We start from the raw sequence: 22,399 nt of genomic DNA on the forward strand, positions 1-22,399 counted from the left end.
TCACGCCGGGTCGGGCGCGACGCCCGTGAGCTCGGCGGTGAGGTCCCACAGCCGGGCCGCCGCCAGCTCGTCGCGGGAGGCCGCGCTGGAGGTCGCCGGGGCGGGGTGGCCGCGCATCCCGCGGAACCCGTCAGGGCCGTAGTAGCCGCCGCCCTCGGCTCCCGCCGCGGTGGCCGCGTAGAGCTGCGGCAACGCGCCCACCTCGACCGGCTGGGAGAACCGGCCGATGATCTTGTTGCCCAGTTCCATGACGCTGCTGCCGTGCGCGCGGGCCGTGTTGGCGCTCAGCTCGGTGGCCGTGGTGCCGGGGTGCGCCGCGACGGAGGTCACGTCCAGCCCGGCGGCGCGCAGCCTGCGGTCCAGCTCGCGGGCGAACAGCAGGTTGGCCAGCTTGGACTGGCCGTAGGCGTGCCACTGGCGGTACTTGCGCACCTCGTAGTTCGGGTCGGCGAGGTCGAGCGCGCCGACGGAGTGCATCAGGCTGGACACGGTCACCACGCGCGCGCCCGGCCGGGCGCGCAGCGCGGGCATCAGCAGCCAGGTCAGCGCGGCGTGCCCGAGGTGGTTGGTGCCGAACTGGAGCTCGAAGCCGTCGGCGGTGCGGCGCAGCGGCCCGCCCATCACGCCCGCGTTGTTCACCAGCAGGTCCAGCGCGTCCCCGGTCAGCTCGCGCACCGAGGCGGCGGCCGCGCGCACGGACGCCAGGTCGGCCAGGTCCAGCCGCACCAGCTCGGCCTCGCCGCCGCCCGCCAGCACGCGCTCCAGCGCCCGCTGCCCGCGCTCGGGGGAGCGGCAGGCCATCAGCACCCGCGCGCCCCGGCCGCTGAGCACCTGGGCCGTGCGCAGCCCCAGCCCCGAGTTCGCGCCGGTCACCAGCGCGGTCCGGCCGCTCTGGTCGGGAATGTCCGCCTCAGTCCACTTCGCCATGCGTCATGATTACCAGCCGGGAGCCGCTCCCCGATCGGGAGCCGAATCGCGATCTCGCGGTCGACGCCGTTAGCTTGGGGGCGTGGAACTCCGGATCTTCACCGAGCCCCAGCAAGGGGCCTCCTACGACGACCTGCTCCGCGTGGCCCGCACCGCCGAGGACGCGGGCTACGGCGCGTTCTTCCGCTCCGACCACTACCTGAAGATGGGCTCGGTCGACGGCCTGCCCGGCCCCACCGACCCGTGGATCACCTTCGCGGGACTGGCGCGCGAGACCCGGACCATCCGGTTGGGCACGCTGATGACCGCGGCCACGTTCCGCTACCCCGGCCCGCTGGCGATCAGCGTGGCGCAGGTGGACCAGATGTCCGGCGGCCGGGTGGAGTTCGGCCTCGGCGCGGGCTGGTACGAGGCCGAGCACACCGCCTACGGCCTGCCGTTCCCGCCCGTCCGCGAGCGGTTCGAGCGCTACGAGGAGCAGCTGGACATCATCACCGGGCTGTGGGGCACGCCGCTGGGCGAGACGTACTCGTTCCAGGGCAAGCACTACCAGCTCACCGACTCGCCCGCGCTGCCCAAGCCCGCGCAGGCCAGGATCCCGGTGCTGATCGGCGGCCAGGGCGTCAAGCGCACGCCCGCGCTGGCGGCCAAGCACGCGGACGAGTTCAACCTGCCGTTCGTGGGCATCGACTTCGCCGTGGAGCAGTTCGCCCGCGTGGACGCCGCCTGCCGCGAGATCGGCCGCGACCCGGCGGAGATCACCCGCTCCGCGGCGCTGGTGGTGGCGGTGGGCAAGGACGACGCGGAGGTCTCCCGCCGCGCCGACGCCATCGGCCGCGAGGTCGACGAGCTGCGGCTCAACGGTCTGGCGGGCACGCCCGCCGAGGTCGTGCAGCGGCTGGGCGAGTGGCGCGAGCGCACCGGCATCAGCCGGGTCTACCTCCAGGTGCTCGACCTGTCAGACCTGGACCACGTCGAGCTGGTCGCAGGCGAGGTCGCGCCTCAGCTGCGCAGCTGACCCGCCACGTCGGAGGCCGCGGTGAGCAGGACGAGCACGGGCACCACCGCGCCCGCGCGCAGCCGGTAGCTGCCGCGCTTGTCCTGCTCCACCACGCCCGCCGAGGTCAGGGCCTTGAGGTGGTGGTAGAGCTGCCCGGTCGACCCCAGCCGGGCGGCCTCCTGCAGCGCCGCGGCGGGCTGTCCGCCGCGGTCCAGCAGCGACCGGACGATGTCCACCCGAGCCGGGTGCGCCAGCGCGGCCAGCACCTCGACGCGCGGCCGGTCGTCCAGCGCCAGCACGGACTCCTGCGCCAGGTCGATGCGCCACTCCACCTGGCCCTCGGCCAGCGTCACCCGGCCCCGGTAGCCGACGGCGCCGCCGTCCCCGGCCTCGGGAGGCGTGGCGACCTCGCGCCCGCCCTCCAGCGCGGCGACGCGCTCCTCCAGCTCGACCAGTCGTTGCAGCAGGTCCACCGTGGTCATCCTAGGAGAGGACGACCTGGAACTCCCGCAGCGCGGCCTGCTCCAGCAGGGCCCGCAGCACCAGGTCGAACAGCTCCCCGACGGCGGCGAAGCGCTCCTCGTCGACCTCTTGGACCAGCACGGCGGCCGAGCCGACGCGCCCGTCCGCCCACCGCACGGCGCAGCCGAGGGTGAGCACGCCCGCCAGCGACCCGCCCTTGAGCCCGATGCCCGCGACCCCGTCGGGCAGCTGCCTGCCCGCCTCCAGGTGCGCCCGCGCGCGGGGGAACCGGCCGCCCGCGATGGCGCGGTGCGTCTTGTGCAGCCCGGCGGCGGTGCCCCGCCAGGTGGTCCGCGCCCACGGCACCTGCCCCTGGTAGGTGGCCGGGATGTCCGGGAACCGGCCGATGACCTCCAGTTGCAGCTGGGGGTCGCGCAGGTACCGCTCGACGCTCACCGGCCTGCCCAGGACCAGCCGCAGCATGTCGCCCAGGACCCACGGCGCCGGGGCGTCCGGCCAGCCGCACCGCGCCGCGGCGGCCCGCAGCGGGGTCTCGCCGAGGCGGTGGCGCAGGTAGTCGGCGGCGGCGTTGTCGCTGTGCCGGATCATCGCCGCGACCAGGTCGTCCAGCCGGACCTCGTGGTTGGGGTCGTCGGCGGTCATGCCGTTGGTGGCCGGGATGCCCAGCTCCGCGAGCGCCGCCGGGTGCGCGCCCCCGTCCAGCGGCAGGTAGTACCGCTCCCAGTCGCCGACCCGCACCCGCTCCTCGGGGTCCAGGCCCGCCAGCTCGTACCCGGCCAGGTGCACGACCTTGACCGCGGAGGCGAGGGGCTGCGGCTCATGCGGGCGGTGCGCTACCCGGCCGCCGCGGCCGTCGTCGAGCACGACCGCGACGTCGCGCGGGTGCGCGCGGAACCAGCCGAGCCAGTCGTCGGGCGCTGCCCCCTGGGGGGCGGCGAGGACGGGTGCGGCGGGCAGCAGCAGCGAGGCCCCCGCCGCACCGCACGCGGTGAGCAGGTGCCGTCGGGTGATGGGCACGACCGGTCTCCCCTCTGGTGGTCCGTAATTCCGGAACTCTAGAGGGGGAGAGGAGGTGTTGTCAGCCGGTCCGCACCGCGAACGTCACACCCGCGGCGGCGGGCTGGGGGCGCTCCAGCGTCCGGTCGGTCAGCGGCAGGTCGCCGTTGAGCGCGTCGATGACCGCGTCGCGCGCCATCGGCAGCACCTCCGCCACGGTCACGTCGCGCTCCAGCTCGTGCGACAGCGAGGCCACGCCCGCGTCCCGGATGCCGCACGGGATGATCTCCCCGAACGCGTCCAGCGAGGCGTTGCAGTTGATCTCGAAGCCGTGCGTGGTCACGCCGCGCTGCACCCGGATGCCGATCGCGGCGACCTTGCGCTCCACGCCCCGGTCGTCGGCGGGGATCCAGACCCCGCTGCGCTTGTCCACCCGCCCGGTGCGCACGCCCAGCTGGTCGCACACGTGGATGATCGCCTGCTCCAGGCGGCGCACGTAGTCGACCACGTCCAGCGGCTCGGTCAGCTTCACGATCGGGTAACCGACCAGCTGGCCCGGACCGTGCCAGGTGATCTTGCCGCCGCGGTCGACGTCGATGACCGGGGTGTCGCCGCCCTTGGGGCGCTCGTCGTCCTCGGTGCGCTTGCCGCAGGTGTAGACCGGAGGGTGCTCCAGCAGGAGCAGGGTGTCGCCGATCTCGTCGTCCGCGCGGGCGGTGGCCAGCTCGCGCTGGAGGTCCCACGCCGCCAGGTAGTCGATGGTGCCCAGCACGCGCACGTCGAAGGGGGCGGTCGAGGCGCGGCAGGAGGAGTCAGTGCTGCTCACCCCTCGACCCTACGCCCGGCGGCAGCAGCCCCAGCGCCAGGCTCGCGACCAACCCGACGCCCGTTACGGCCAGCACCGACCCCACCGTGTCGGTGAACCAGTGCATCCGCAGCACCACCCGGCTGGCCGCCGTCAGCGCCACCGCCGCCACCGCCAGCGCCACCGCCCGGCCCAGGTGGCGGCGCGCCAGCCAGCCGCACAGCACCACCCCGGTGAACGCCACCGCGGTCACCGCCGTGACGTGGCCGCTCGGGTAGCTCCACTTCGGGAAGTCCACCGGCCGCACCCGCTGGTAGCCGTGCCGCGCCAGCACCGTGCTCCAGCACAGGCCCAGCAGCACCGCCCCCTTGACCAGCAGCACGTCCCTGGCCAGCCACGCGCGCAGCGCCAGCGACACCAGCACGATGGTGGCCAGACCGGGGCTGAGCACGAAGCTGACCACCGCGCCCGCGTGCTCGAAGCCCGGCCCCAGCCGCAGCGCCGCGTCGTGCAGCCCGCGGTCCACGCCGGGCTCCTCGCCGCGCACCAGCAGCCCCAGCACCACCGATGCCGCCGCGAGCAGCACGCCGACCAGCGCCGTGAGAACCGCCATCACCCCCGCACGGCCGCCGCCACCGCGGTGCCCAGCGCCGGGTGCAGGAACCGGAAGCCGTGCCGCTCCAGCACCTTCGGCACCGCCCGCTGACCGGCCAGCACGCCCTCCTCGGCCAACTCGCCGAGCACCGCCTTCAGCGCGAACGCGGGCACCACCCACGGCGCGGGCCGGTGCAGCGCGTGCCCGAGGGTGCGGGTGAACTCGGCGTTGGTGACCGGGCTGGGCGCGGTCACGTTGACCGGGCCGCGCACCGCCTCGTGCTCCACCGCGAAGCGAATCGCGGAGGTGGCGTCGTCCAGCGAGATCCACGGCATGTACTGGGAGCCGTCGCCCAGCCGCCCGCCGAGGAAGAACGAGAACAGCGGCTTGATCCGGCCGAACAGCCCGCCCGCCGGGCTGATCACCAGCCCGGTGCGCAGCCGCACCACCCGGATGCCGCCGCGCTCGGCGACCACCGCCGACTGCTCCCAGGCCCGGCACAGCCCGGCCAGGAACCCGCCGCCGGACGGGGTCGACTCGTCGACCAGCGCGTCCCCGGTGTCGCCGTAGTAGCCCACCGCGCTGGCGTTGACCAGCACCGGCACCCCGTGCTCGACCGCCGCGGCGGCCAGCACCTCGGTGGGCACCGTGCGGCTGTCCAGCAGCACCTGCTTGCGCGCGTCGTTCCACCGCTTGTCGGCCACGCCCGCGCCGCACAGGTTGACCACCGCGTCCGCGCCGTCCAGCGCGCCGTCGTCCAGCCGCCCGGCGGGCGGGTCCCAGCCGCGCTCGTCCGGCGCGGCGGGCCGCCTGCGCACCAACCGCAGCACCTCGTGGCCCCCGCCGCGGAGGGCGGCGACCAGGCTGGTGCCGATGAGGCCGCTGGAGCCTGCGATGACCACGCGCATGGGGTTGATCGTCTCTCAGCGGCGGCCCGGTTGCACAGCGGTCACCGTGTTGGTCGCGCCACGTACCCCGAACGCGACCCTCCCGAACGCGACAGGGCCGCTCCCGTTTCCGGGAGCGGCCCTGTCGAACACCACGCGAGGAGCGCTACAGGCCCAGGTCGGCCTCGAACGCACCCTCTTCCAGGCGGTTCTTCACGGTGGTGAGGAACCGGCCCGCGTCCGCGCCGTCGACCAGCCGGTGGTCGTAGGTCAGCGCCAGGTAGGCCATCGACCGGATGGCGATGGTGTCGTCGCCGTTCTCGTCGGTGACCACCACGGGGCGCTTCTTGACCACGCCGACGCCCAGGATGCCGACCTGCGGCTGCTGGATGATCGGGGTGTCGAACAGCGCGCCGTTGCTGCCCAGGTTCGTCAGCGAGAACGTGCCGCCGGTCAGCTCGTCCGGCGTCAGCTTGTTCGCGCGGGCGCGCGAGGCCAGGTCGGCGATCTTGTGCGACAGGCCCGCCAGGTTCAGGTCGCCCGCGTTGTGGATCACCGCGTTGAGCAGGCCGCGCTCGGTGTCGATCGCGATGCCCAGGTGCTCGGCGCCGTGGTAGACGACCTCCTTCTTCTCCTCGTCGATCGAGGCGTTGAGCACCGGGTGCTGCTTGAGCGCCTCGACCGCCGCCTTGGCGAAGAACGGCAGGAAGGTGAGCTTGGTGCCCTCGCGCTGCTCGAACGCGGCCTTGGCCCGCGAGCGCAGCCGCGCGATCTTGGTGACGTCGACCTCGAAGACCTGGGTCAGCTGGGCCGAGACCTGCAGCGACTCGCGGGTGCGCTGCGCGACGATCTGCCGCAGCCGGGGCAGCTTCTGCACCGTGCCGCGCTTGCCGCTGGTGTCCACGGCGGGCGTGGAGGCGACCCGCTGGGCCGGGGCGGACGCGGCCGGGGCGGCCTGCTGCGGGGCGGGGGCCGGGGCCTTGGCGGCCTCGACCGCGGCCAGCACGTCCTGCTTGCGGATGCGGCCGCCGACGCCGGTGCCCTTCAGCGTGCTCAGGTCGATGTTGTGCTCCGACGCGAGCTTGCGCACCAGCGGCGTGACGTACGGCGCGCCGCCGCCGGTCTCCTCGCCCGCCTGCTGCTTGGGCGCCTGCTGCTGGGGAGCTTCCTGCTTGGGAGCTTCCGGCTGGGGCTTGGGGGCCTCGGGCTGGGGCGCGGGCTTGGGCGCCTCCTGCTTGGGGGCTTCCTGCTGCTTGGGCGCCTCCGGCTGGGGCTTGGGCGCCTCCTGCCGCGCGGGCGCGGGCGAACCCGACCCGATGACCGCGAGCTGGCCGCCGACGTCGACGGTCTCGTCCTCGGCCGCGGTGATCTCCAGCAGGGTGCCCGCCACCGGCGACGGGATCTCGGTGTCGACCTTGTCGGTGGACACCTCCAGCAGCGGCTCGTCCACCTCGACCGAGTCGCCGACCTGCTTGAGCCAGCGGGTCACGGTGCCCTCGGTGACGCTCTCGCCCAGCGCGGGCATGGTCACCGGGGTGCCCTGGGCGGAACCGCCCGAGGACGGGGCCGCGGCGGGCTCCGGGGCGGGCTCGGGCTCGGCCTGCGGCTGCTCGGCCCGCGGCGTCGCCTCCTCGGCCTCCTCGGACGGCGTGGCGCCGCCGGTGGAGGACGAGTCGCCGGACCCGGCGTCGTCGGAGCCGTCGCCGATCACCGCCAGCTCGGCGCCGACCTCGACGGTCTCGTCCTCCTGGGCGACGATCTTCTGCAGGACGCCCGCCGCGGGCGACGGGATCTCGGTGTCGACCTTGTCGGTGGACACCTCCAGCAACGGCTCGTCGACCTCGACGCGGTCACCCTCCTGCTTCAACCAGCGGGTGACCGTGCCCTCGGTGACGCTCTCGCCGAGTGCGGGCATTTGGACGGAGAAGGCCATCGTTCGCTGACTCCTCGTGCGTAAGTCGGGGATCGGCTGACTGGGGTGCGACGGTCAGCCGTGCACGTGCAGCGGCTTGCCGGCCAAGGCGAGGAAGGCCTCGCCGAGGGCTTCTGTCTGGGTCGGGTGGGCGTGGATCAACGGCGCCACGTCCTCGGGGTGAGCCTCCCAGCTGTAGATCAGCTGGGCCTCACCGATCAGCTCGCCGACCCGCTCGCCGACCATGGTGACACCGACCACGGGGCCATCCGGCGCCTTGACCAGCTTGACGCCGCCCGCGGTCTTCAGGATCTGGCTCTTGCCGTTGCCCGCCAGGTCGTAGACGAACGTCTCGACCGAGCCGTACTTCTCCTTGGCCGCGGCCTCGGAGAGGCCGACCGAGGCGACCTCCGGCTTGCAGTAGGTGACGCGCGGGATGCCCGCCTCGTCGATGACCTTCGGGTTCTGCCCGGCGATCTCCTCGGCCACGAAGATGCCCTGCTGGAAGCCGCGGTGGGCCAGCTGCAGGCCGCGCACGATGTCGCCGACCGCGTAGACGTTGGGCAGGTTGGTGCGCAGCCGCTCGTCGGTGACCACGAAGCCGCGCTCGATGGCGACGCCCGCCTCCTCGTAGCCGTGGCCCGCGGTGTTGGGGCCGCGGCCGACGGCCACCAGCAGCAGGTCCGCCTCCAGCACGTCGCCGGACTCCAGCGAGACCGACACGCCGGTCTCGGACTGGGTGGCGCCGGTGAACTTCACGCCGGTCTTGAACTTGATGCCGCGCCTGCGGAAGGCCCGCTCCAGCTGCTTGGACGCGTACTCGTCCTCGGCGGGCACCAGCCGGGGCAGCGCCTCGACGATGGTCACGTCCGCGCCGAAGGAGGCCCACACGCTGGCGAACTCCACGCCGATGACGCCGCCGCCCAGGACGACGACCTTCTCCGGCACGAAGTCCAGGTTCAGCGCCTGGTCGCTGGTGATGACCCGGCCGCCGATCTCCAGGCCGGGCAGGCTGCGGGCGTAGGAGCCGGTGGCCAGCACCACGTTCTTGCCCACGTAGCGCTGCCCGTCGACCTCGACCGCGTTGGGCGCGACGAAGGTGCCCGCGCCCTCGACCAGGGTGACCTTGTTGGCCTTGGCCAGGCCCTGCAGGCCCTTGTAGAGCCTGCCGATGACGCCGTCCTTGTAGGAGTTGACGCCCGCGATGTCGATGCCCTCCAGGGAGCTCTTGACCCCGAACTGGTCACCCTCGCGGGCGTTGTCCGCGACCTCGGCGGCGTGCAGCAGCGCCTTGGTCGGGATGCAGCCCCGGTGCAGGCAGGTGCCCCCCAGCTTGTCCTTCTCGACCAGGACGACGGACAGGCCCAGCTCCGCCGCGCGGAAGGCGCAGGCGTAGCCGCCCGATCCGCCACCGAGGATCACAAGGTCGGCGGAGGTGTCGGTCACGGGATCTCCCTGGAGAGCTTGATGCCTTACTTCGCGCGGGTGCGCGCGGGTATCGCCATCTTGTCATTAGTCCGGCGGCGGCGATGACGCGGTGTCCTCTTGGGAGGATTTGGCCACCCCTTAACACCCCGCCTGGCACCATGGTCGCTTCGAGTCGGCGCAGGAGGTGGCCGGATGGGTCTTTTCGACCGTTTCCGCAGGAAGCAGCGCCCTGGCGTGCTCAGGGCGGCCACGTCCACCGACACCGGGCACCTGGAGCGGTGGGCGGCGCAGCGGCGTGGTGTGGAGGCGTACGTCGAGCCGAAGACGACCGTGACGGAAACCACGGTGGTGTTCGTCGCGCACGACGGCGAGTGGACCCGGCGGCGCGTCGAGGGCACCGAGGGGGCGCGCAAGCTGGCGCGCAAGCTCGGCATCCCGATCTACGACGCGGGCATCGTCGGCTACCCCAAGCGGATGCGCGAGTACTCCCGGCGCAAGTCCGCCGGGCAGGGCTGACCCCGGCGCTCACCCGCGCGGGTGAGCGCCGGGGCGCGGGTCAGCCGTTGGCCGCGATGTCGGCCAGCACGGCGGCCAAGGTGCGCACCGGGACACCGGTGCCGCCCTTGGCGGTGTAGCCGTAGGGGCCGCCGGTGTGGTACGCCGGGCCCGCCACGTCGATGTGGGCCCACTGCACGCCCTCGGCCACGAACTCGCGCAGGAACAGGCCCGCGGCGAGCATCCCGCCCCAGCGATGGCCGGTGACGTTGGCCAGGTCGGCCACGCGGGAGTCCAGGTCGCCGCGCAGCTCCTCGGGCAGCGGCATGGCCCACGCCTGCTCGCCCACCGCGCGGCCCAGCGCGGCCACCCGGTCGCGGAACTCGTCGGTGCCCATCACGCCCGCGGTGCGCTTGCCCAGCGCCACCACCTGCGCGCCGGTCAGCGTCGAGGTCTCCACCAGGTAGTCCGGGTTCTCCTCGCAGGCCCGCGCGATGGCGTCGGACAGGATCAGCCTGCCCTCGGCGTCGGTGTTGAGCACCTCGACGGTCTTGCCGCCGTACATGCTCAGCACGTCGCCGGGCCGGTAGGCCGAGCCGCTGGGCATGTTCTCCGCCATCGGCACCCAGGCGGTGACCTCCAGCGGGTACTTCAGCTTCGCCGCCAGCACCACCGTGGCCACCACGGCCGCCGCGCCGCTCATGTCCGAGGTCATCTCGTCCATGCCCGCGGCGGGCTTGATGGAGATGCCGCCGGTGTCGAAGGTGATGCCCTTGCCGACCAGCGCCACCTTCTTGGCCGCCTTCGGGCCGCGGTAGGTCAGCCGGACCAGCCGGGGCGGGCGGGCCGAGCCGCCGCCCACGCCGAGGATGCCGCCGAAGCCCTGCTTGCGCAGCGCCTTCTCGTCGAGCACCTCGACCTCCAGGCCCTCGCCCTTGGCCAGCGCGGCGGCGCGCTCGGCGAACGAGGCCGGGTACAGGTCGTTGGGCGGGGTGTTGACCAGGTCGCGGGCGGTGGTGACGGCCTCGGCGATCGCGGTGGCGGCCTTCAGCGTCGCCCGGTGCGCCCTGGTGGTGCCCTCGGCGGGGGCGACCAGGTCGACCCGCGCCACCGGCCCGTCGCCCTTGGCGGACTTGTAGGCGGTGAAGGTGTAGGCCCCCAGCAGGGTGCCCTCGGCGGCGGCGGCCAGGTGCAGCGCGGACAGCGTGGTCACGGCGCGCTTCTTGCCCGCCAGCACGCGGGCGGCGGCGCCGGAGGAGCGGCGCACCTGCTCCTCGGTGACCGCGCCGTCGGCGTCCGGCTTGCCCAGGCCCACGGCCAGCACCAGCGGGGCGGCCAGCTTGCCCATGGTGGGCACGGCCACGACCTCCTCGGCCTTGCCCGACGCGCCCAGCGCACCCAGCACGTCCAGCAGCGTTCCGTCGAACGCGGCGTTCACCGCCTCGGCGGAGGACACCAGCGCTGGGCCGTCCGGGCCCTGCAGGACGCCTACCACCACGGCGTCGGCGGTGGCGGTCAGATCACTGTCGGTGATGGCCAGCTTCGGCGCGGTCACTGCGGCTCCTCGGCGCTTCCTCCCGGCACTTCCTGGTCGTGCGACGGGAACGGAGGTGGATCAGGTCGAATGCTAGAGGTCCGCCGGAGCAGGCCGGTCGGGGCACCTTCGATAGCTCGGAGTAACAATTAACACGAACAGGTGTCGACCGTGCGGCCGTTCGCCAGCGGCCGCTCCATCTGGAACTGTGGAGCGGTGACAGTGACGCCCCGCGCGAGCGCCGCGGTGCTCGCCCTCGGCGCGATGCTGGGAGCCGGGATCTTCAGCGGGTTCGCGCCCGCCGCCGCGCTGGCGGGCCCGTGGACCCCGCTCGCCGCGGCGGTCGCCGCCCTGGCCGCGCTGTGCTGCGCCTTCGCCACCGCCGAACAGCACCGCGCCCGACCCGACGCGGCGGGCGGCTACACCCACGTCCGCGACCACCTCGGGCCGTGGCCCGCCCGCATCGCCGCCAGCGCCCACCTGGTCGGGCGCGCGGGCGTGGCCGCCGCGCTGGCGGGCGCGGTCGCCGCGCACGCCTTCCCCCAGCACCGGCCGCTCGCCGCGGTCGCCGTGGTCGTGGTCGTCACCGGGCTGCGCGCCACCGGGCTGCGGTGGAGCGGGAAGCTCACCGCGGTGCTCACCGCTGTGGTGGTGGGCACGCTGGTGCTGGTGGTGGCCACCTGCTTCGCCCTGCCGCCGCCCGAGACCGTCCCGGCCTCGGCGGGACCGGGCCTCGACGGCCTGATGGGGGCCGCCTGCCTGCTGTTCGTCGCCTTCACCGGCTTCGAGCGCGTCACCGCCCCGCACCCCGGCGACCGCGTGTTCACCGCGCGGCAGCTGCGCGTCGCCGTGCCGGTGGCGATCGGCTCGGTGCTGGCGCTGTGCGTGGCGGTGGCCGTCGCGCTGGACCGCCAGCTCGGGCAGTGGCGGCTGGCGCTCTCGCCCGCGCCGCTGCGCACCGCGCTGACCGCGGCCGACGGCGCGTGGCTGCTGCCGCTGCTGGGCGTGGCCGCGGTGGCGGCCGGGTGCTCGGCGCTGTGGTTCGTGCTCGCCTCGGCCGGCCGCACGCTGGGCGGCATGGCCCGCACCGGTGACCTGCCGCCGGTGCGCGGGCGGTGGCCGCTGGAGGTCCTCGCGGGCGCGCTGGCCCTGTCCGGCCTGCTCATGACGCCGTCCGCGGCGCTGGCCGTGGGCGCCTGCGGCACCGCCTTCCACTACGGGTTCGGCAACGCCGCCGCGCGCGTGATGCTCACCGACGGCGGCACGTGGGCGATGCGCGGCGCGTGCCTGGGCCTGGCGCTGTCGGTGCTGCTGGCGATGAGCGCGCCCACCGGCGCGCTGGTGGTCACCGGGGTGGTGATGGCCGTCGGCACGGGCCTGTGCGGGCTGTCCGGGTGGGTGACCGGACGCCGGTCCACCCCTCGGCCGGATGGTGGGACGTCCGAGCGTCGGGACGGCGATTTTCTGAGGTCGAAGTGAGAGCTACTGTGCTCGCATGACGACCGCGTTGCCTTTCAGCCGGATCCCCGCCCCGCAGCCGGCGACCCCGGAGCGCGTTGCGGAGGTACTCGCCAAGCCGGGCTTCGGGCAGCACTTCACCGACCACATGGTGACCATCCGCTGGGGGCGCGACCAGGGCTGGCACAGCGCCGAGGTGCGCCCCTACGGCCCGCTGGAGCTGGACCCGGCGGCGATGGTGCTGCACTACGGCCAGTCGATCTTCGAAGGGCTCAAGGCCTACCGCCAGCCCGACGGCTCGATCGCGTCCTTCCGCCCCGAGGCCAACGCCGCGCGCTTCCGCGCGTCGGCCCGCCGCATCGCCATGCCCGAGCTGCCCGACGAGGTGTTCCTGGAGTCGCTGCGCGAGCTGGTCGCGGTCGACGGCCGCTGGGTGCCCTCGGACGCGGAGGCGTCGCTGTACCTGCGGCCGTACCTGTTCGCCACCGAGAAGGGCCTGGGCGTGCGCCCGGCGGGGGAGTACCTCTACGTGCTCATCGCCTCGCCCGCGGGCTCGTACTTCGCGGGCGGCCTGAAGCCGGTGACGGTGTGGCTGTCCACCGAGTACGTGCGCGCGGCCCCCGGCGGCACCGGCGCGGCCAAGTTCGCGGGCAACTACGCGGCCTCCCTGGTCGCCCAGGCCCAGGCCGCCGAGCAGGGCTGCGACCAGGTGGTGTGGCTGGACGCGGTGGAGCGCCGCTGGGTCGAGGAGATGGGCGGGATGAACCTGTTCTTCGTCCTGGGCTCGGGCGAGGGCGCGCGCGTGGTCACCCCCGAGCTGTCCGGCTCGCTGCTGCCCGGCATCACCCGCGACTCGCTGCTGCGGCTGGCCGCCGACTTCGGCTACGCGGTCGAGGAGCGCCGGATCTCCACCGAGGAGTGGGAGAAGAAGGCAGAGTCGGGTGAGCTGACCGAGGTCTTCGCCTGCGGCACGGCGGCGGTCATCACCCCGGTCGGGCACGTCAAGCACGCCGACGGCCGGTTCAGCGTGTCCGGCGGGGCGACCGGCGAGGTCACCATGAAGCTGCGCGACCACCTCACCGGCATCCAGCAGGGCCGGGTCGCCGACCCGCACGGCTGGATGGTCAAGCTCGGCTGACCGCCGCGAGCGCGATCGCGGCGCGCGCCAGCAGGACGCCGACGACGGTCCCGATGCCGTTCATCACCCAGTCGTTGGTGTCGCACGCGCGGCCGATGACGGGCACCAGGGCCTGCAACGCCTCGATCGCGGCGGACAGGCCCGCCCCGGCCGCGAGCACCAGCAGCGGACGCCGGGTGGCCAGCGTGGCGAAGAAGACGAGCGGGAAGAACAGCGCCACGTTGGCCAGCAGCTCCACCCTGCCCGGCGCCGGGAGGGCGAACTGGACCGTGCAGCCCACGTAGTCCGCTTGGCCGGTGGCGGTGGGGACGAGGGTCAGCGCGAGGACCGGCAGCGCGGACAGCGCCACCAGCGCCCACATGATCCGCTGCCCGTGCCGCCTGGCGCGCAGGAGCAGGTGGCCGACGCCGAGGCAGACGAGCGCGACCAGGAGCAGCGCCACCGGGACCAGTGCCGAGTGGTCGAGCAGGAAATCGGTGATCATGAGAGAGCCGATCATACGGCCCTCGCGGGCGGTCGTCGCCGATCATCCGGTGCTCACGGGCGTGCTCACGGGCGCACTCACGGGGCCAGTGCGCACACCGCCAGCACCGCGAGCGTGGCCGTCTCGCACGCCGCCCCCAGCACGTCCCCGGTGACACCGCCGAAGCGCCTGCGCACGTGCCGCAGCAGCAGCACCACCAGCAGCGCCGCCAGCGCGACCCCGACCGGGCCGCGCCACGGGTCCACCCACCACCCGGCCACGGCCAGCAGCACCCACCAGGCCGCCGCGACCAGCGGCGACTGCGTGCCCGCCACCAGCGCGCCCAACCCCTCCGGCCGCGCCGCGGGCACACCGCGCACGCAGCACAGCACGAACGCGGCCCGCCCGGCGGTCAGCGCCAGCACCACCGCGCCCCACCGCACCTCGCCCAGCGCCACGGCCTGCGCGCCCAGCACCACCACGAGCGTGACCACCGCGAACGGCCCCGCGCCGCCGTCCTTCATCACCGCCAGCGCGCGCTCGGGCGGGCCGTAGCAGCCAAGGCCGTCCGCCGTGTCGGCCAACCCGTCCAGGTGCATCCCCCTGGTGGCCAGCCCCAACCCGCCCACCACCAACAACCCGGCCAGCAGCCCCGGTGCGCCCAGCTGGGCCAGCGCGGTCAGCGCGCCCGCCGCCACCGCACCCAGCAGCACGCCGACCAGCGGCGTCAGCGCGATGGCACGGCGGGCGGCGCGCGCGTCCACCGCGCCCACCCGCACCGGCAGCACGGTCAGCCACGACAGCGCCAGGCGCATCAGGCGGGCCCGGAGACGCCCGCGCCCTCGAAGGTCGCCATCTCGGCCAGCACGCGGGTCGCCATCACCACCAGCGGCAGCGCGACCACCGCGCCGGAACCCTCGCCGAGGCGCAGGTCGAACTCCAGCAGCGGCTCCAGCCCCAGGTGCCCCAGCGCCAGCGCGTGCGCGGGCTCGGCCGAGCGGTGCCCGGCGACCCACCACTCCCGCGCGCCCGGCGCCAGCTCCTCGGCCAGCACGGCCGCCGCGCCCGCCACCAGGCCGTCCAGGATCACCGGCGTGCGCCGCACCGCGGCCTGCGCCAGGAACCCGGCCATCGCCGCCAGGTCGGCCCCGCCCGCGGTGGCCAGCAGCCGCACCGGGTCGCCCAGCACCGGCCGGGCCCGGCGCAGCGCGTCCCGGATGGCCGCGGTCTTGCGCATCCAGCCGCGGTCGTCCACGCCGGTGCCGCGACCGACCACGGCGACCGGCTCCGCGCCGGTCAGCGCGGCGATCAGCACCGAGGACGGGGTGGTGTTGCCGATGCCCATGTCACCGGCGATGAGCAGGTCCGCGCCGCCGTCCACCTCGTCGTCCACGACGCGCCTGCCGACCTCCACGGCCCGCTCGGCCTCGTCGAGGGTCAGCGCGTCCTCGCGGTCGATGGACCCGGAACCGCGGCGCACCTTCAGATCACTCACCGGGGTGTCGGAGTCGACCGCGACGTCCACCACGCGCACCGTCGCGCCCGCCGCGTTGGCCAGCACGTTCACCGCCGCGCCACCGGCCAGGAAGTTGGCCACCATCTGCCCGGTGACCTCGCTGGGGTAGGCGGACACGCCGTGCCGGGCCACCCCGTGGTCACCCGCGAAGACGATCACGCGGGGCCGGGTGAACGGCCGGGGCGGGCACTCGCCCTGGCAGGCGGCCACCCAGCAGCCCAGCTCCTCCAGCTTGCCCAGCGAACCGACCGGCTTGGTCAGCACCGCGTGCCGGGCCACGGCCTCCCGCCGCGCGCTCTCGCTGGGCGCCTCGACGGGTGGGAACTCGACGGTCATCGGGTGCTGCCTCCTCAGGCTCCAGGCGGTCTCACTCGCGCAGCTTCAACGGGATGCCCGCCACGACCAGCAGGACCTCGTCGCACACCTCCGCCAGCCGCGCGTTGAGCGTGCCGAGGTGATCGCGGAAGAGCCTGCCAGAACGGGTGCTGGGCACCACGCCGAGGCCGACCTCCGCGGAGACCAGCACCAGCCGGGCGCGCACCGCGGCGACGGCCTCGACCAGCGCCGCGCACTCCCGCTCCACCTCGCCGACGCCGCGCCCCTCCCAGGCGTCGACGTCCTCCATCACGCCCACCAGCCACGTCGCCAGGTCGTCGACCAGGATCGGCGGGTCGCCCTCGACGGCCGCGCCCAGCAGGGAGATCAGGTCGTTGGGGGCGGGCGCCTCGACGGTGCGCCACGCGGGGGGCCTGCGGGCCACGTGCTGCGCGATGCGCAGCCCCCAGTCCGGGTCGTCGGGGTAGCGCCGCGCGGTGGCCACGTAGGTCGCCGCGTCGGCCGTGAGCAGCCCTTCGGCGTGCGCGGACTTCCCCGACCGCGCGCCGCCCAGCACGAGTGTCCGACGCGTCACACCAAGCCCCACCGTTTCTCCCGCGCGACCTAGCCTGGGCGTCGAACGTTACCCGGACGCAACGCGGGAGGCCGTCGTGGAGTACCGCTGGCGGTACCAGGACGAGCAGGGCCGGGAGGTCGACACCTCCGGTTCGGACACCTTCGCCGACCAGGTGGACGCGGAGGACTGGCTCAGCGCCCACTGGCCCGAGCTGCGCGCGGCGGGCGTGGCCAGCGTGACCCTCCTGCACAACGAGTCGGAGGTCTACGGCCCCATGTCCCTCTCCCCCGCCGACTGACCCCACCCCTCGCTCCGCGAGTCGAACCCCCAGAACCCCTGAGTTCAACGCTCAGGTCGTGTGAGTTCTACGTTCAGGTCGCGCGAACTGAGCGTTGGGGCTCGGGAGGTGCGCTCGCCGCGCGGCAGGTCGCCAAGGATGGCGGGTCGCGCCGCCCTGGTGCGTCGGCAAGTACTACCCGAGGGGCGTGCGGGGGTCGGTAACTACTACCCGACGTGCGCGAATGTTGAATTCGTGGTGTCTGGAGGTTCGACTCGCGGCTTGGAAGTGCGCGACACGCGGACCAATGGGTGATGTGTGACGGGAAGGAGGGGCTGGGGAGTTGGGGGTTTGACGTGGGTCAAGTGGTGGGGGAGGGGCGTTCGAAAGTCACCGTGCCGAACTCGCCGATTCGCAGCACGGTGGTGTCCGGCAGCGCCTGACCGCGCTGCGCGGCGTCGCGCAGCCGCTCGACTTCCCGTGCGAGCGTGCTGCCGCAGGTCACCCCGTCGAGTGCTCGTGCGAAGTGGACGAGGGCGGTGTCCCGATCGCCCCGCGCCAGGGCGGTTCGCCCCAGCAGCACGCGGCACTCCGCCAGTTCCGATGAGGTCTCGGCGTCTTCGCCGTTTTCGAGGTACAGCTGCTCGGCGCGGCTGAACTTCGCCACCGCCGCGTCCAGGTCACCCGCCAGCAGGTCCAGCGCGCCCAGTTCGCGCACGCCCCACGCCGCGCCGCAGGGGTTGGCGTGCTCGAACTGCACGTCGATCAGCTCGACCAGGCACGCGGTGAACTGCTCGGTCATGCCCCGCAGCCGGTAGACGCTCGCGAGCGTGTCCAGCGCGAAGGCGTGGCTGTGGAGGGTGTCCTCGGTTGGTTCCTCCCGGCACAGCGCACGTGCCAGCGTCACCATGCGCGTCGCGACTTCGGTGGCGGTCGTGAGGTCTCCCGCGCGCACGTACGCGCCCACGGCTTCGCGCAGAGGAAGCGGGACCGACCGCGAGAACGGGAAGCGGTCCGCCAGATCAAATGTCACGCTCCGCAGTTCATCTTTGGTCAGCTCCGGGTTGTTCGGCAGCAGCACCCACAGGAACTGGAGGAGCTTGGCGGCGGTGTCCGGGTCGTCCTCGGCCATGAGATGCCGAGCGGCCAGCAGCGCTTCCCCAGGTGAAGTCATACGAGGACTCCTTTTTGCGGCGGTGTTGCCGGGACCATATCGTTTGCGATCTCAGAAGACGCTTACGCAATAGAGTGGTGTCGCGCGTCGGAGTGGCTACGGAGAGTGGCTAGGGTGACCGCATGGCGGTAGGAACCACGCGCGCGAAGCGCAAGCTGGGGCGGCACGTGCGGCCGATCCTCGAACGAACCGGGTTGAAGACCACCGAAGTCGCCAAGCTCGTGAAGACGTCGAGAGACACGGTCGACCGCCTGGTGTCAGGAGCGCACCTTCCCCGCTACCCGACCTTCCTGGCGATCATGATGATCATCAAGGCGACCCCGGAGGAGTTCGCCGAGGGCATCGCGCTCTGGGAGCGGGCCGACAAGGACGCGGTCGTCATAGAGCACGCGGCGACCTTGCCGCCGAACTACCTGCGATTCCGCATGGACGAAGGTGAAGCGGCAGGCGAACGGACGCTTGATCAGCAACTCATCCCCGGACTTCTCCAACTCGGCGGCTATGCCGAGGCGCTCTGCCACCGGGCGCAGGCCATGACCTTCGGCACGGGGTGGACGGAGAAGGCGGCCAATGAACGCCTCAGTAGGCAGGAACTCCTGAGCAGGGAGTCCGAACCGCTGCAACTGCACGCCTTGATCGACGAGGCGGCGCTTCACCGGGCTGTCGGCGGGCGGGATTTGATGGCCGAGCAGCTGACGCACTTGCTGTGCGTCGGCGAGCAGAACAATGTCACTCTCCGGGTCCTGCCGTTCGGTGCAGGTGCCTACGGCGCGCACTTCGGAGCGTTGACCCTGCTCGACTACCCCGAACCGGACGAGCCGCTGTCGGTGTACATCGAGGGACACGATGGAGTGAGGGCAGTGGAGGATGAACGTGCGGTAGGCGTGTTGACCGCTGCGTGGGATGACGCGGCTCAGCTCGCGCTCAGCCCGGAGCGGACCGCGAAGCTCATCCGAGAAGTGAGGGACACCCGGTATGCCTGACCAGCAGTGGCGCAAGTCCAGCTACAGCTCCACCAACCCGCAGTGCGTCGAACTCCTGGTGGGGCTCGGCTCCACCGCCGTTCGGGACTCCAAGAACCGCGACGCCGGGACGCTGAGCTTCAGCCGCGCGGCGTTCGCCGCGTTCCTGGTGGGGGTGAAGAAGGGCTGACCGGAGCGGGGGCGCTCGTCCGAGCGCCCCCGCCGGGTGTCACGGGCTGACGGTCAGCCTCGGGTCGGTCTCCACGACGCCCTCCAGCACGGCGTCGATCTTCTCCAGCAGCTCGGCCTCCAGCTTCACGCCGACGGCCTTGACGTTCTCGGTCACCTGCTCGGGGCGGGAGGCGCCGATGATGGCCGAGGCCACGTTCGGGTTCTGCAGCACCCAGGCCACCGCGAGCTGCGCCAGCGTCAGGCCCGCCTCCTCGGCCAGCGGCTTGAGCTGCTGAACCTTCTCCAGCACCTCGTCGCGCATGAACCGGGAGATGAACTTCGAGCCGTTCTCGTCGGTCGCGCGCGACCCGGCGGGCGGCTGCTGACCGGGCAGGTACTTGCCGGTCAGCACGCCCTGGGCGATCGGCGACCAGACGATCTGGCTGATGCCCTCGCGCTCGGAGGTGGGCACCACCTGCGACTCGATGACCCGCCACAGCATCGAGTACTGCGGCTGGTTGGAGATCAGCGGCACCCTCAGCTCGCGGGCCAGCGCCGCGCCGCGGGCGATCTGGTCGGCGTCCCACTCGGAGACGCCGATGTAGAGCGCCTTGCCCTGGCGGACGATGTCGGCGAAGGCGAGCATCGTCTCCTCCAGCGGCACCGTGCGGTCGAACCGGTGCGCCTGGTAGAGGTCGACGTAGTCGGTCTGGAGGCGCTTGAGGGAGCCGTCGATGGACTCCATGATGTGCTTGCGGCCGAGGCCCTTGTCGTTGGGGCCGCCGGGGCCGGTGGGCCAGAACACCTTCGTGAACACCTCGATGGAGGCGCGGCGCTCACCCTTGAGGGCGCGGCCGAGCACCTCCTCGGCCTTGGTGTTGGCGTAGGCGTCGGCGGTGTCGAAGGTGGTGATCCCGGCGTCGAGGGCGGCCCGGATGCAAGCCGCCGCCTGCTCCTCCTCGACCTGCGATCCGTGGGTGAGCCAGTTCCCGTACGAGATCTCGCTGATGTTCAGGCCACTGCGGCCAAGACGTCGGAACTCCATGCCCGAGAGCCTAATACGAAGTCTTTCGTCCTGCTAACGAGTTGGCGCTCAGACCTTGGCGCCGGGGGCGACCCTGGGCTTGGGCACCCGCAGCTTGCGCAGCTGGCTGGCCCGGATGAACGAGTACCAGCCCACCGACAGGCCCTTGACCGGTTCCTTCGGGAACTTCGCCCGCACCCGCTTGGTGACGAAGCGGCCCAGCACGAAGCCCTCCACGATCATCGCCAGCAGCATGAACGTGGTCAGCAGCGTCGCGTACTGCTGGATCAGCGGGGAGGGCACCAGCAGCGCGACGAACACCACGATCGCCAGCGGCATGAACAGGCCCATGAGGTTGCGCCGGGAGTCCACCACGTCGCGGATGTAGGCCTTGACCGGGCCGCGGTCGCGCGGCAGCAGGTACTTGTCGTCGCCCGCCATCATCCGCTGGCGGCGCTCGGCCGCCGCGGCGCGGCGCTCCTCCTTGGAAACCTTGTTGCCGCGCATCCGCTTGAGCGCCTCGCGCTGGGTGCGGGGCGGCGGCGGGACCGGGCCGCGCCGCTTGCCCTCGGCTTCGCGGCGCTTGGGGGTGGGCCTGCCCTTGCCGGGGGTGCGCGACGGGTCGACCTGGGTCACCTCCGCGGGGGTGTCCTCGACGGTCTCGGTGGCCTCGGCGGTGTTGCGGCGCAGGAACCTCACGGGACCAGGGTAGGAGATGCCCGGTTCCGTACCCTTCGCCAGGTGCGAATCGTGATAGCGCCCGACTGCTTCGGCGGCACGCTGACCGCCAGGGAGGCCGCGCAGGCCATCGCGGAGGGGTGGCGGCGGACCGCGCCCGGTGACGAGCTGCTGCTGCGCCCGCTGGCCGACGGCGGCCCCGGCTTCGTGGACGTGCTGCACGCCGCGCTGGGCGGGACCGTGCACCGGGAGACCGTGACCGGCCCGCTGGGCGACCCGGTGACCGCCGAGTGGCTGGAGCACGACGGCACCGCCTACGTCGAGTCCGCCCAGGCGTGCGGGTTGCACCTGGTGCCCGCCGAGCTGCGGCCGCAGGTGTGCGAGACGACGACGACCGCCGGCGTGGGGGAGTTGATCGCCGCCGCGAAGGGGGTGCACACCGTCGTCGTGGGTCTGGGCGGGTCGGGCACCACCGACGGTGGCGCGGGGATGCTGGCCACCGTGGGCCCGGTGGACGCCGCACTGGTGGCCGCCTCCGACGTGGAGAACCCGCTGCTGGGGCCGCACGGCGCGGCGCGGGTGTTCGGCCCGCAGAAGGGGGCCTCGCCGCAGGCCGTGGAACGGCTGGAGGCCCGCCTGGCGGCGATGGAGGAGCTGGCCGGGGTGCGCGACCGGCCGGGCGCGGGCGCGGCGGGCGGTCTGGGCGCGGCGCTGATGGCGCTGGGCGCGGAGGTGACCTCCGGCGCGGGCCTGGTGCGGCGGCTGACCGGCCTGGACGCCGCGCTGGACGGAGCCGACCTGGCGGTCACCGGGGAGGGCAGCTTCGACTGGCAGTCGCTGCGCGGCAAGCTGGTCACCGCCGTCGCGGCGGGCGCGGCCGAGCGCGGCCTGCCGTGCCTGGTGCTGGCGGGCCAGGTCACCGCGGGGCGCCGGGAGGCCGCGGCGGCGGGCGTGCAGGAGTCCTACGCGGTGGCCGAGCACGCCGGGTCGGTGGCGGCGTCGCTGGCCGACCCGGCGGGCACGCTGGCCGACCTGGCCGCGCACGTCGCGAAGGGGTGGTCCCGGCGGTAGTGGCGGTCACACCCCGCTACCGCGAGGTTGTGCGACCATGGTGGGAGGAACAAAGCGGGTGCAGCCCGTGTTCGCTAGGGATAGTTGCCCGCAAAGGACCTCTGAGGGAGAGCCATGACGACCGCTCAGGATGCAGCCACCTCGACCCCTGACGCGCCGCCCACCCACGGCGTGACGTTGACCGACGCGGCGGCTGTGAAGGCCAAGGCGCTGCTCGACCAGGAGGGTCGCGACGACATGCACCTGCGCATCGCCGTCCAGCCCGGTGGTTGCGCGGGCCTGCGCTACCAGCTGTTCTTCGACGAGCGCACGCTCGACGGCGACGCGCTGCGGGACTTCAACGGTCTCAAGGTGGCGGTCGACCGGATGAGCGCGCCGTACGTCGACGGCGCGGTGATCGACTTCGTGGACACGATCGAGAAGCAGGGCTTCACGATCGACAACCCGAACGCGGGCGGTTCGTGCGCCTGCGGCGACTCGTTCCACTGATCGAGCGCGAGAAAGGCCCCCGGT

At 73.4% G+C, this 22,399-nt stretch carries 25 protein-coding genes; 9 read left to right on the forward strand and 16 right to left on the reverse strand.

Annotated elements, in window-relative coordinates; translation table 11 throughout:
* Window positions 1-927: an oxidoreductase gene (locus JOF41_RS02700; RefSeq protein WP_209615864.1), complete on the reverse strand. Its 927-nt coding sequence runs from the start codon at window positions 925-927 to the stop codon at window positions 1-3.
* Between the two features lie 82 nt (window positions 928-1,009).
* Here JOF41_RS02700 and JOF41_RS02705 point away from each other — a divergent pair, with 82 nt between their 5' ends.
* A complete protein-coding gene (locus JOF41_RS02705; protein WP_209615867.1) occupies window positions 1,010-1,945 on the forward strand; it encodes an LLM class F420-dependent oxidoreductase in 936 nt (311 codons plus the stop codon).
* Here the strand turns inward: JOF41_RS02705 and JOF41_RS02710 are convergent.
* From JOF41_RS02710 to lpdA, 7 genes are all read right to left on the reverse strand, one after another.
* Complete coding sequence (locus tag JOF41_RS02710; protein WP_209615870.1) at window positions 1,930-2,409, reverse strand: ArsR/SmtB family transcription factor; 480 nt, start codon at window positions 2,407-2,409, stop codon at window positions 1,930-1,932. The two genes, JOF41_RS02705 and JOF41_RS02710, sit on opposite strands and share 16 nt — an antisense overlap.
* 1 nt (window position 2,410) lies before the next feature.
* Window positions 2,411-3,427, reverse strand: a complete 1,017-nt coding sequence (locus JOF41_RS02715; RefSeq protein WP_209615875.1) for a serine hydrolase — start codon at window positions 3,425-3,427, stop codon at window positions 2,411-2,413.
* Window positions 3,428-3,488: 61 nt separating this feature from the next.
* Window positions 3,489-4,232 carry a lipoyl(octanoyl) transferase LipB gene (gene lipB / locus JOF41_RS02720; protein ID WP_209615878.1) on the reverse strand — a complete coding sequence of 248 codons (744 nt, stop codon included), beginning with the start codon at window positions 4,230-4,232 and terminating at the stop codon, window positions 3,489-3,491.
* Window positions 4,219-4,824, reverse strand: coding sequence for a phosphatase PAP2 family protein (locus tag JOF41_RS02725; protein ID WP_209615881.1), 606 nt, complete (start codon window positions 4,822-4,824; stop codon window positions 4,219-4,221). Before JOF41_RS02725 ends, lipB begins: the two co-directional genes overlap by 14 nt.
* On the reverse strand, window positions 4,824-5,714 hold the full coding sequence (locus tag JOF41_RS02730; RefSeq protein WP_189221973.1) for a TIGR01777 family oxidoreductase: 891 nt from the start codon (window positions 5,712-5,714) through the stop codon (window positions 4,824-4,826). Before JOF41_RS02730 ends, JOF41_RS02725 begins: the two co-directional genes overlap by 1 nt.
* 145 nt (window positions 5,715-5,859) lie before the next feature.
* Window positions 5,860-7,626 (reverse strand): 2-oxoglutarate dehydrogenase, E2 component, dihydrolipoamide succinyltransferase, encoded by a 1,767-nt coding sequence (gene sucB / locus JOF41_RS02735; RefSeq protein ID WP_209615883.1) that lies wholly within the window; start codon window positions 7,624-7,626, stop codon window positions 5,860-5,862.
* A 54-nt stretch (window positions 7,627-7,680) separates the two neighbouring features.
* Entirely contained in the window at window positions 7,681-9,051 is a 1,371-nt protein-coding gene (gene lpdA / locus JOF41_RS02740; RefSeq protein WP_189221971.1) for a dihydrolipoyl dehydrogenase, read from the reverse strand.
* 174 nt (window positions 9,052-9,225) lie between these two features.
* Here lpdA and JOF41_RS02745 point away from each other — a divergent pair, with 174 nt between their 5' ends.
* Window positions 9,226-9,549: an oxidoreductase gene (locus tag JOF41_RS02745; protein WP_189221970.1), complete on the forward strand. Its 324-nt coding sequence runs from the start codon at window positions 9,226-9,228 to the stop codon at window positions 9,547-9,549.
* A gap of 40 nt (window positions 9,550-9,589) precedes the next feature.
* Here the strand turns inward: JOF41_RS02745 and JOF41_RS02750 are convergent, their stop codons facing one another.
* Entirely contained in the window at window positions 9,590-11,083 is a 1,494-nt protein-coding gene (locus tag JOF41_RS02750) for a leucyl aminopeptidase (protein ID WP_209615886.1), read from the reverse strand.
* A gap of 195 nt (window positions 11,084-11,278) precedes the next feature.
* Here JOF41_RS02750 and JOF41_RS02755 point away from each other — a divergent pair, with 195 nt between their 5' ends.
* Window positions 11,279-12,541 (forward strand): APC family permease, encoded by a 1,263-nt coding sequence (locus JOF41_RS02755; RefSeq protein ID WP_209615889.1) that lies wholly within the window; start codon window positions 11,279-11,281, stop codon window positions 12,539-12,541.
* Window positions 12,542-12,557: 16 nt separating this feature from the next.
* Entirely contained in the window at window positions 12,558-13,658 is a 1,101-nt protein-coding gene (locus JOF41_RS02760) for a branched-chain amino acid aminotransferase (protein WP_209615892.1), read from the forward strand.
* Here the strand turns inward: JOF41_RS02760 and JOF41_RS02765 are convergent.
* From JOF41_RS02765 to cobU, 4 genes are all read right to left on the reverse strand, one after another.
* Entirely contained in the window at window positions 13,645-14,142 is a 498-nt protein-coding gene (locus JOF41_RS02765) for a VanZ family protein (protein ID WP_189221967.1), read from the reverse strand. The genes JOF41_RS02760 and JOF41_RS02765 overlap by 14 nt on opposite strands.
* A 77-nt stretch (window positions 14,143-14,219) precedes the next feature.
* The gene (gene cobS, locus JOF41_RS02770) at window positions 14,220-14,936 is read right to left on the reverse strand and encodes an adenosylcobinamide-GDP ribazoletransferase (protein WP_209615895.1); all 717 of its coding nucleotides are present in this window, start codon (window positions 14,934-14,936) and stop codon (window positions 14,220-14,222) included.
* Window positions 14,936-15,973, reverse strand: a complete 1,038-nt coding sequence (cobT, locus tag JOF41_RS02775; protein WP_209615898.1) for a nicotinate-nucleotide--dimethylbenzimidazole phosphoribosyltransferase — start codon at window positions 15,971-15,973, stop codon at window positions 14,936-14,938. The genes cobS and cobT overlap by 1 nt, the downstream gene beginning before the upstream one ends.
* A gap of 31 nt (window positions 15,974-16,004) precedes the next feature.
* Window positions 16,005-16,547 carry a bifunctional adenosylcobinamide kinase/adenosylcobinamide-phosphate guanylyltransferase gene (gene cobU / locus JOF41_RS02780; protein WP_209615902.1) on the reverse strand — a complete coding sequence of 181 codons (543 nt, stop codon included), beginning with the start codon at window positions 16,545-16,547 and terminating at the stop codon, window positions 16,005-16,007.
* Between the two features lie 76 nt (window positions 16,548-16,623).
* Between cobU and JOF41_RS02785 the strand changes: the two genes are divergently transcribed.
* On the forward strand, window positions 16,624-16,827 hold the full coding sequence (locus JOF41_RS02785) for a hypothetical protein (protein WP_189221964.1): 204 nt from the start codon (window positions 16,624-16,626) through the stop codon (window positions 16,825-16,827).
* 340 nt (window positions 16,828-17,167) lie between these two features.
* Here the strand turns inward: JOF41_RS02785 and JOF41_RS02790 are convergent, their stop codons facing one another.
* Window positions 17,168-17,980, reverse strand: coding sequence for a tetratricopeptide repeat protein (locus JOF41_RS02790; protein ID WP_209615905.1), 813 nt, complete (start codon window positions 17,978-17,980; stop codon window positions 17,168-17,170).
* Window positions 17,981-18,102: 122 nt separating this feature from the next.
* Between JOF41_RS02790 and JOF41_RS02795 the strand changes: the two genes are divergently transcribed.
* Together JOF41_RS02795 and JOF41_RS02800 are read left to right on the forward strand one after the other, a co-directional pair.
* Window positions 18,103-18,963, forward strand: coding sequence for a DUF5753 domain-containing protein (locus JOF41_RS02795; RefSeq protein ID WP_209615907.1), 861 nt, complete (start codon window positions 18,103-18,105; stop codon window positions 18,961-18,963).
* Window positions 18,956-19,132, forward strand: a complete 177-nt coding sequence (locus tag JOF41_RS02800; protein WP_209615910.1) for a DUF397 domain-containing protein — start codon at window positions 18,956-18,958, stop codon at window positions 19,130-19,132. Before JOF41_RS02795 ends, JOF41_RS02800 begins: the two co-directional genes overlap by 8 nt.
* Before the next feature lie 39 nt (window positions 19,133-19,171).
* Here JOF41_RS02800 and JOF41_RS02805 read toward each other — a convergent pair whose 3' ends face one another.
* Window positions 19,172-20,158, reverse strand: coding sequence for an aldo/keto reductase family protein (locus JOF41_RS02805; protein ID WP_189221959.1), 987 nt, complete (start codon window positions 20,156-20,158; stop codon window positions 19,172-19,174).
* A gap of 48 nt (window positions 20,159-20,206) precedes the next feature.
* Window positions 20,207-20,836 carry a DUF3043 domain-containing protein gene (locus JOF41_RS02810; RefSeq protein ID WP_189221958.1) on the reverse strand — a complete coding sequence of 210 codons (630 nt, stop codon included), beginning with the start codon at window positions 20,834-20,836 and terminating at the stop codon, window positions 20,207-20,209.
* 42 nt (window positions 20,837-20,878) lie between these two features.
* Here JOF41_RS02810 and JOF41_RS02815 point away from each other — a divergent pair, with 42 nt between their 5' ends.
* Window positions 20,879-21,886 (forward strand): glycerate kinase family protein, encoded by a 1,008-nt coding sequence (locus JOF41_RS02815; RefSeq protein WP_209615915.1) that lies wholly within the window; start codon window positions 20,879-20,881, stop codon window positions 21,884-21,886.
* A gap of 114 nt (window positions 21,887-22,000) precedes the next feature.
* Window positions 22,001-22,375 (forward strand): HesB/IscA family protein, encoded by a 375-nt coding sequence (locus JOF41_RS02820; RefSeq protein ID WP_189221956.1) that lies wholly within the window; start codon window positions 22,001-22,003, stop codon window positions 22,373-22,375.
* The last annotated feature ends 24 nt before the right edge of the window (window positions 22,376-22,399 follow it).

The organism is Saccharothrix coeruleofusca (assembly GCF_017876325.1).
GTDB classification, from domain to species: Bacteria; Actinomycetota; Actinomycetes; order Mycobacteriales; family Pseudonocardiaceae; genus Actinosynnema; species Actinosynnema coeruleofuscum.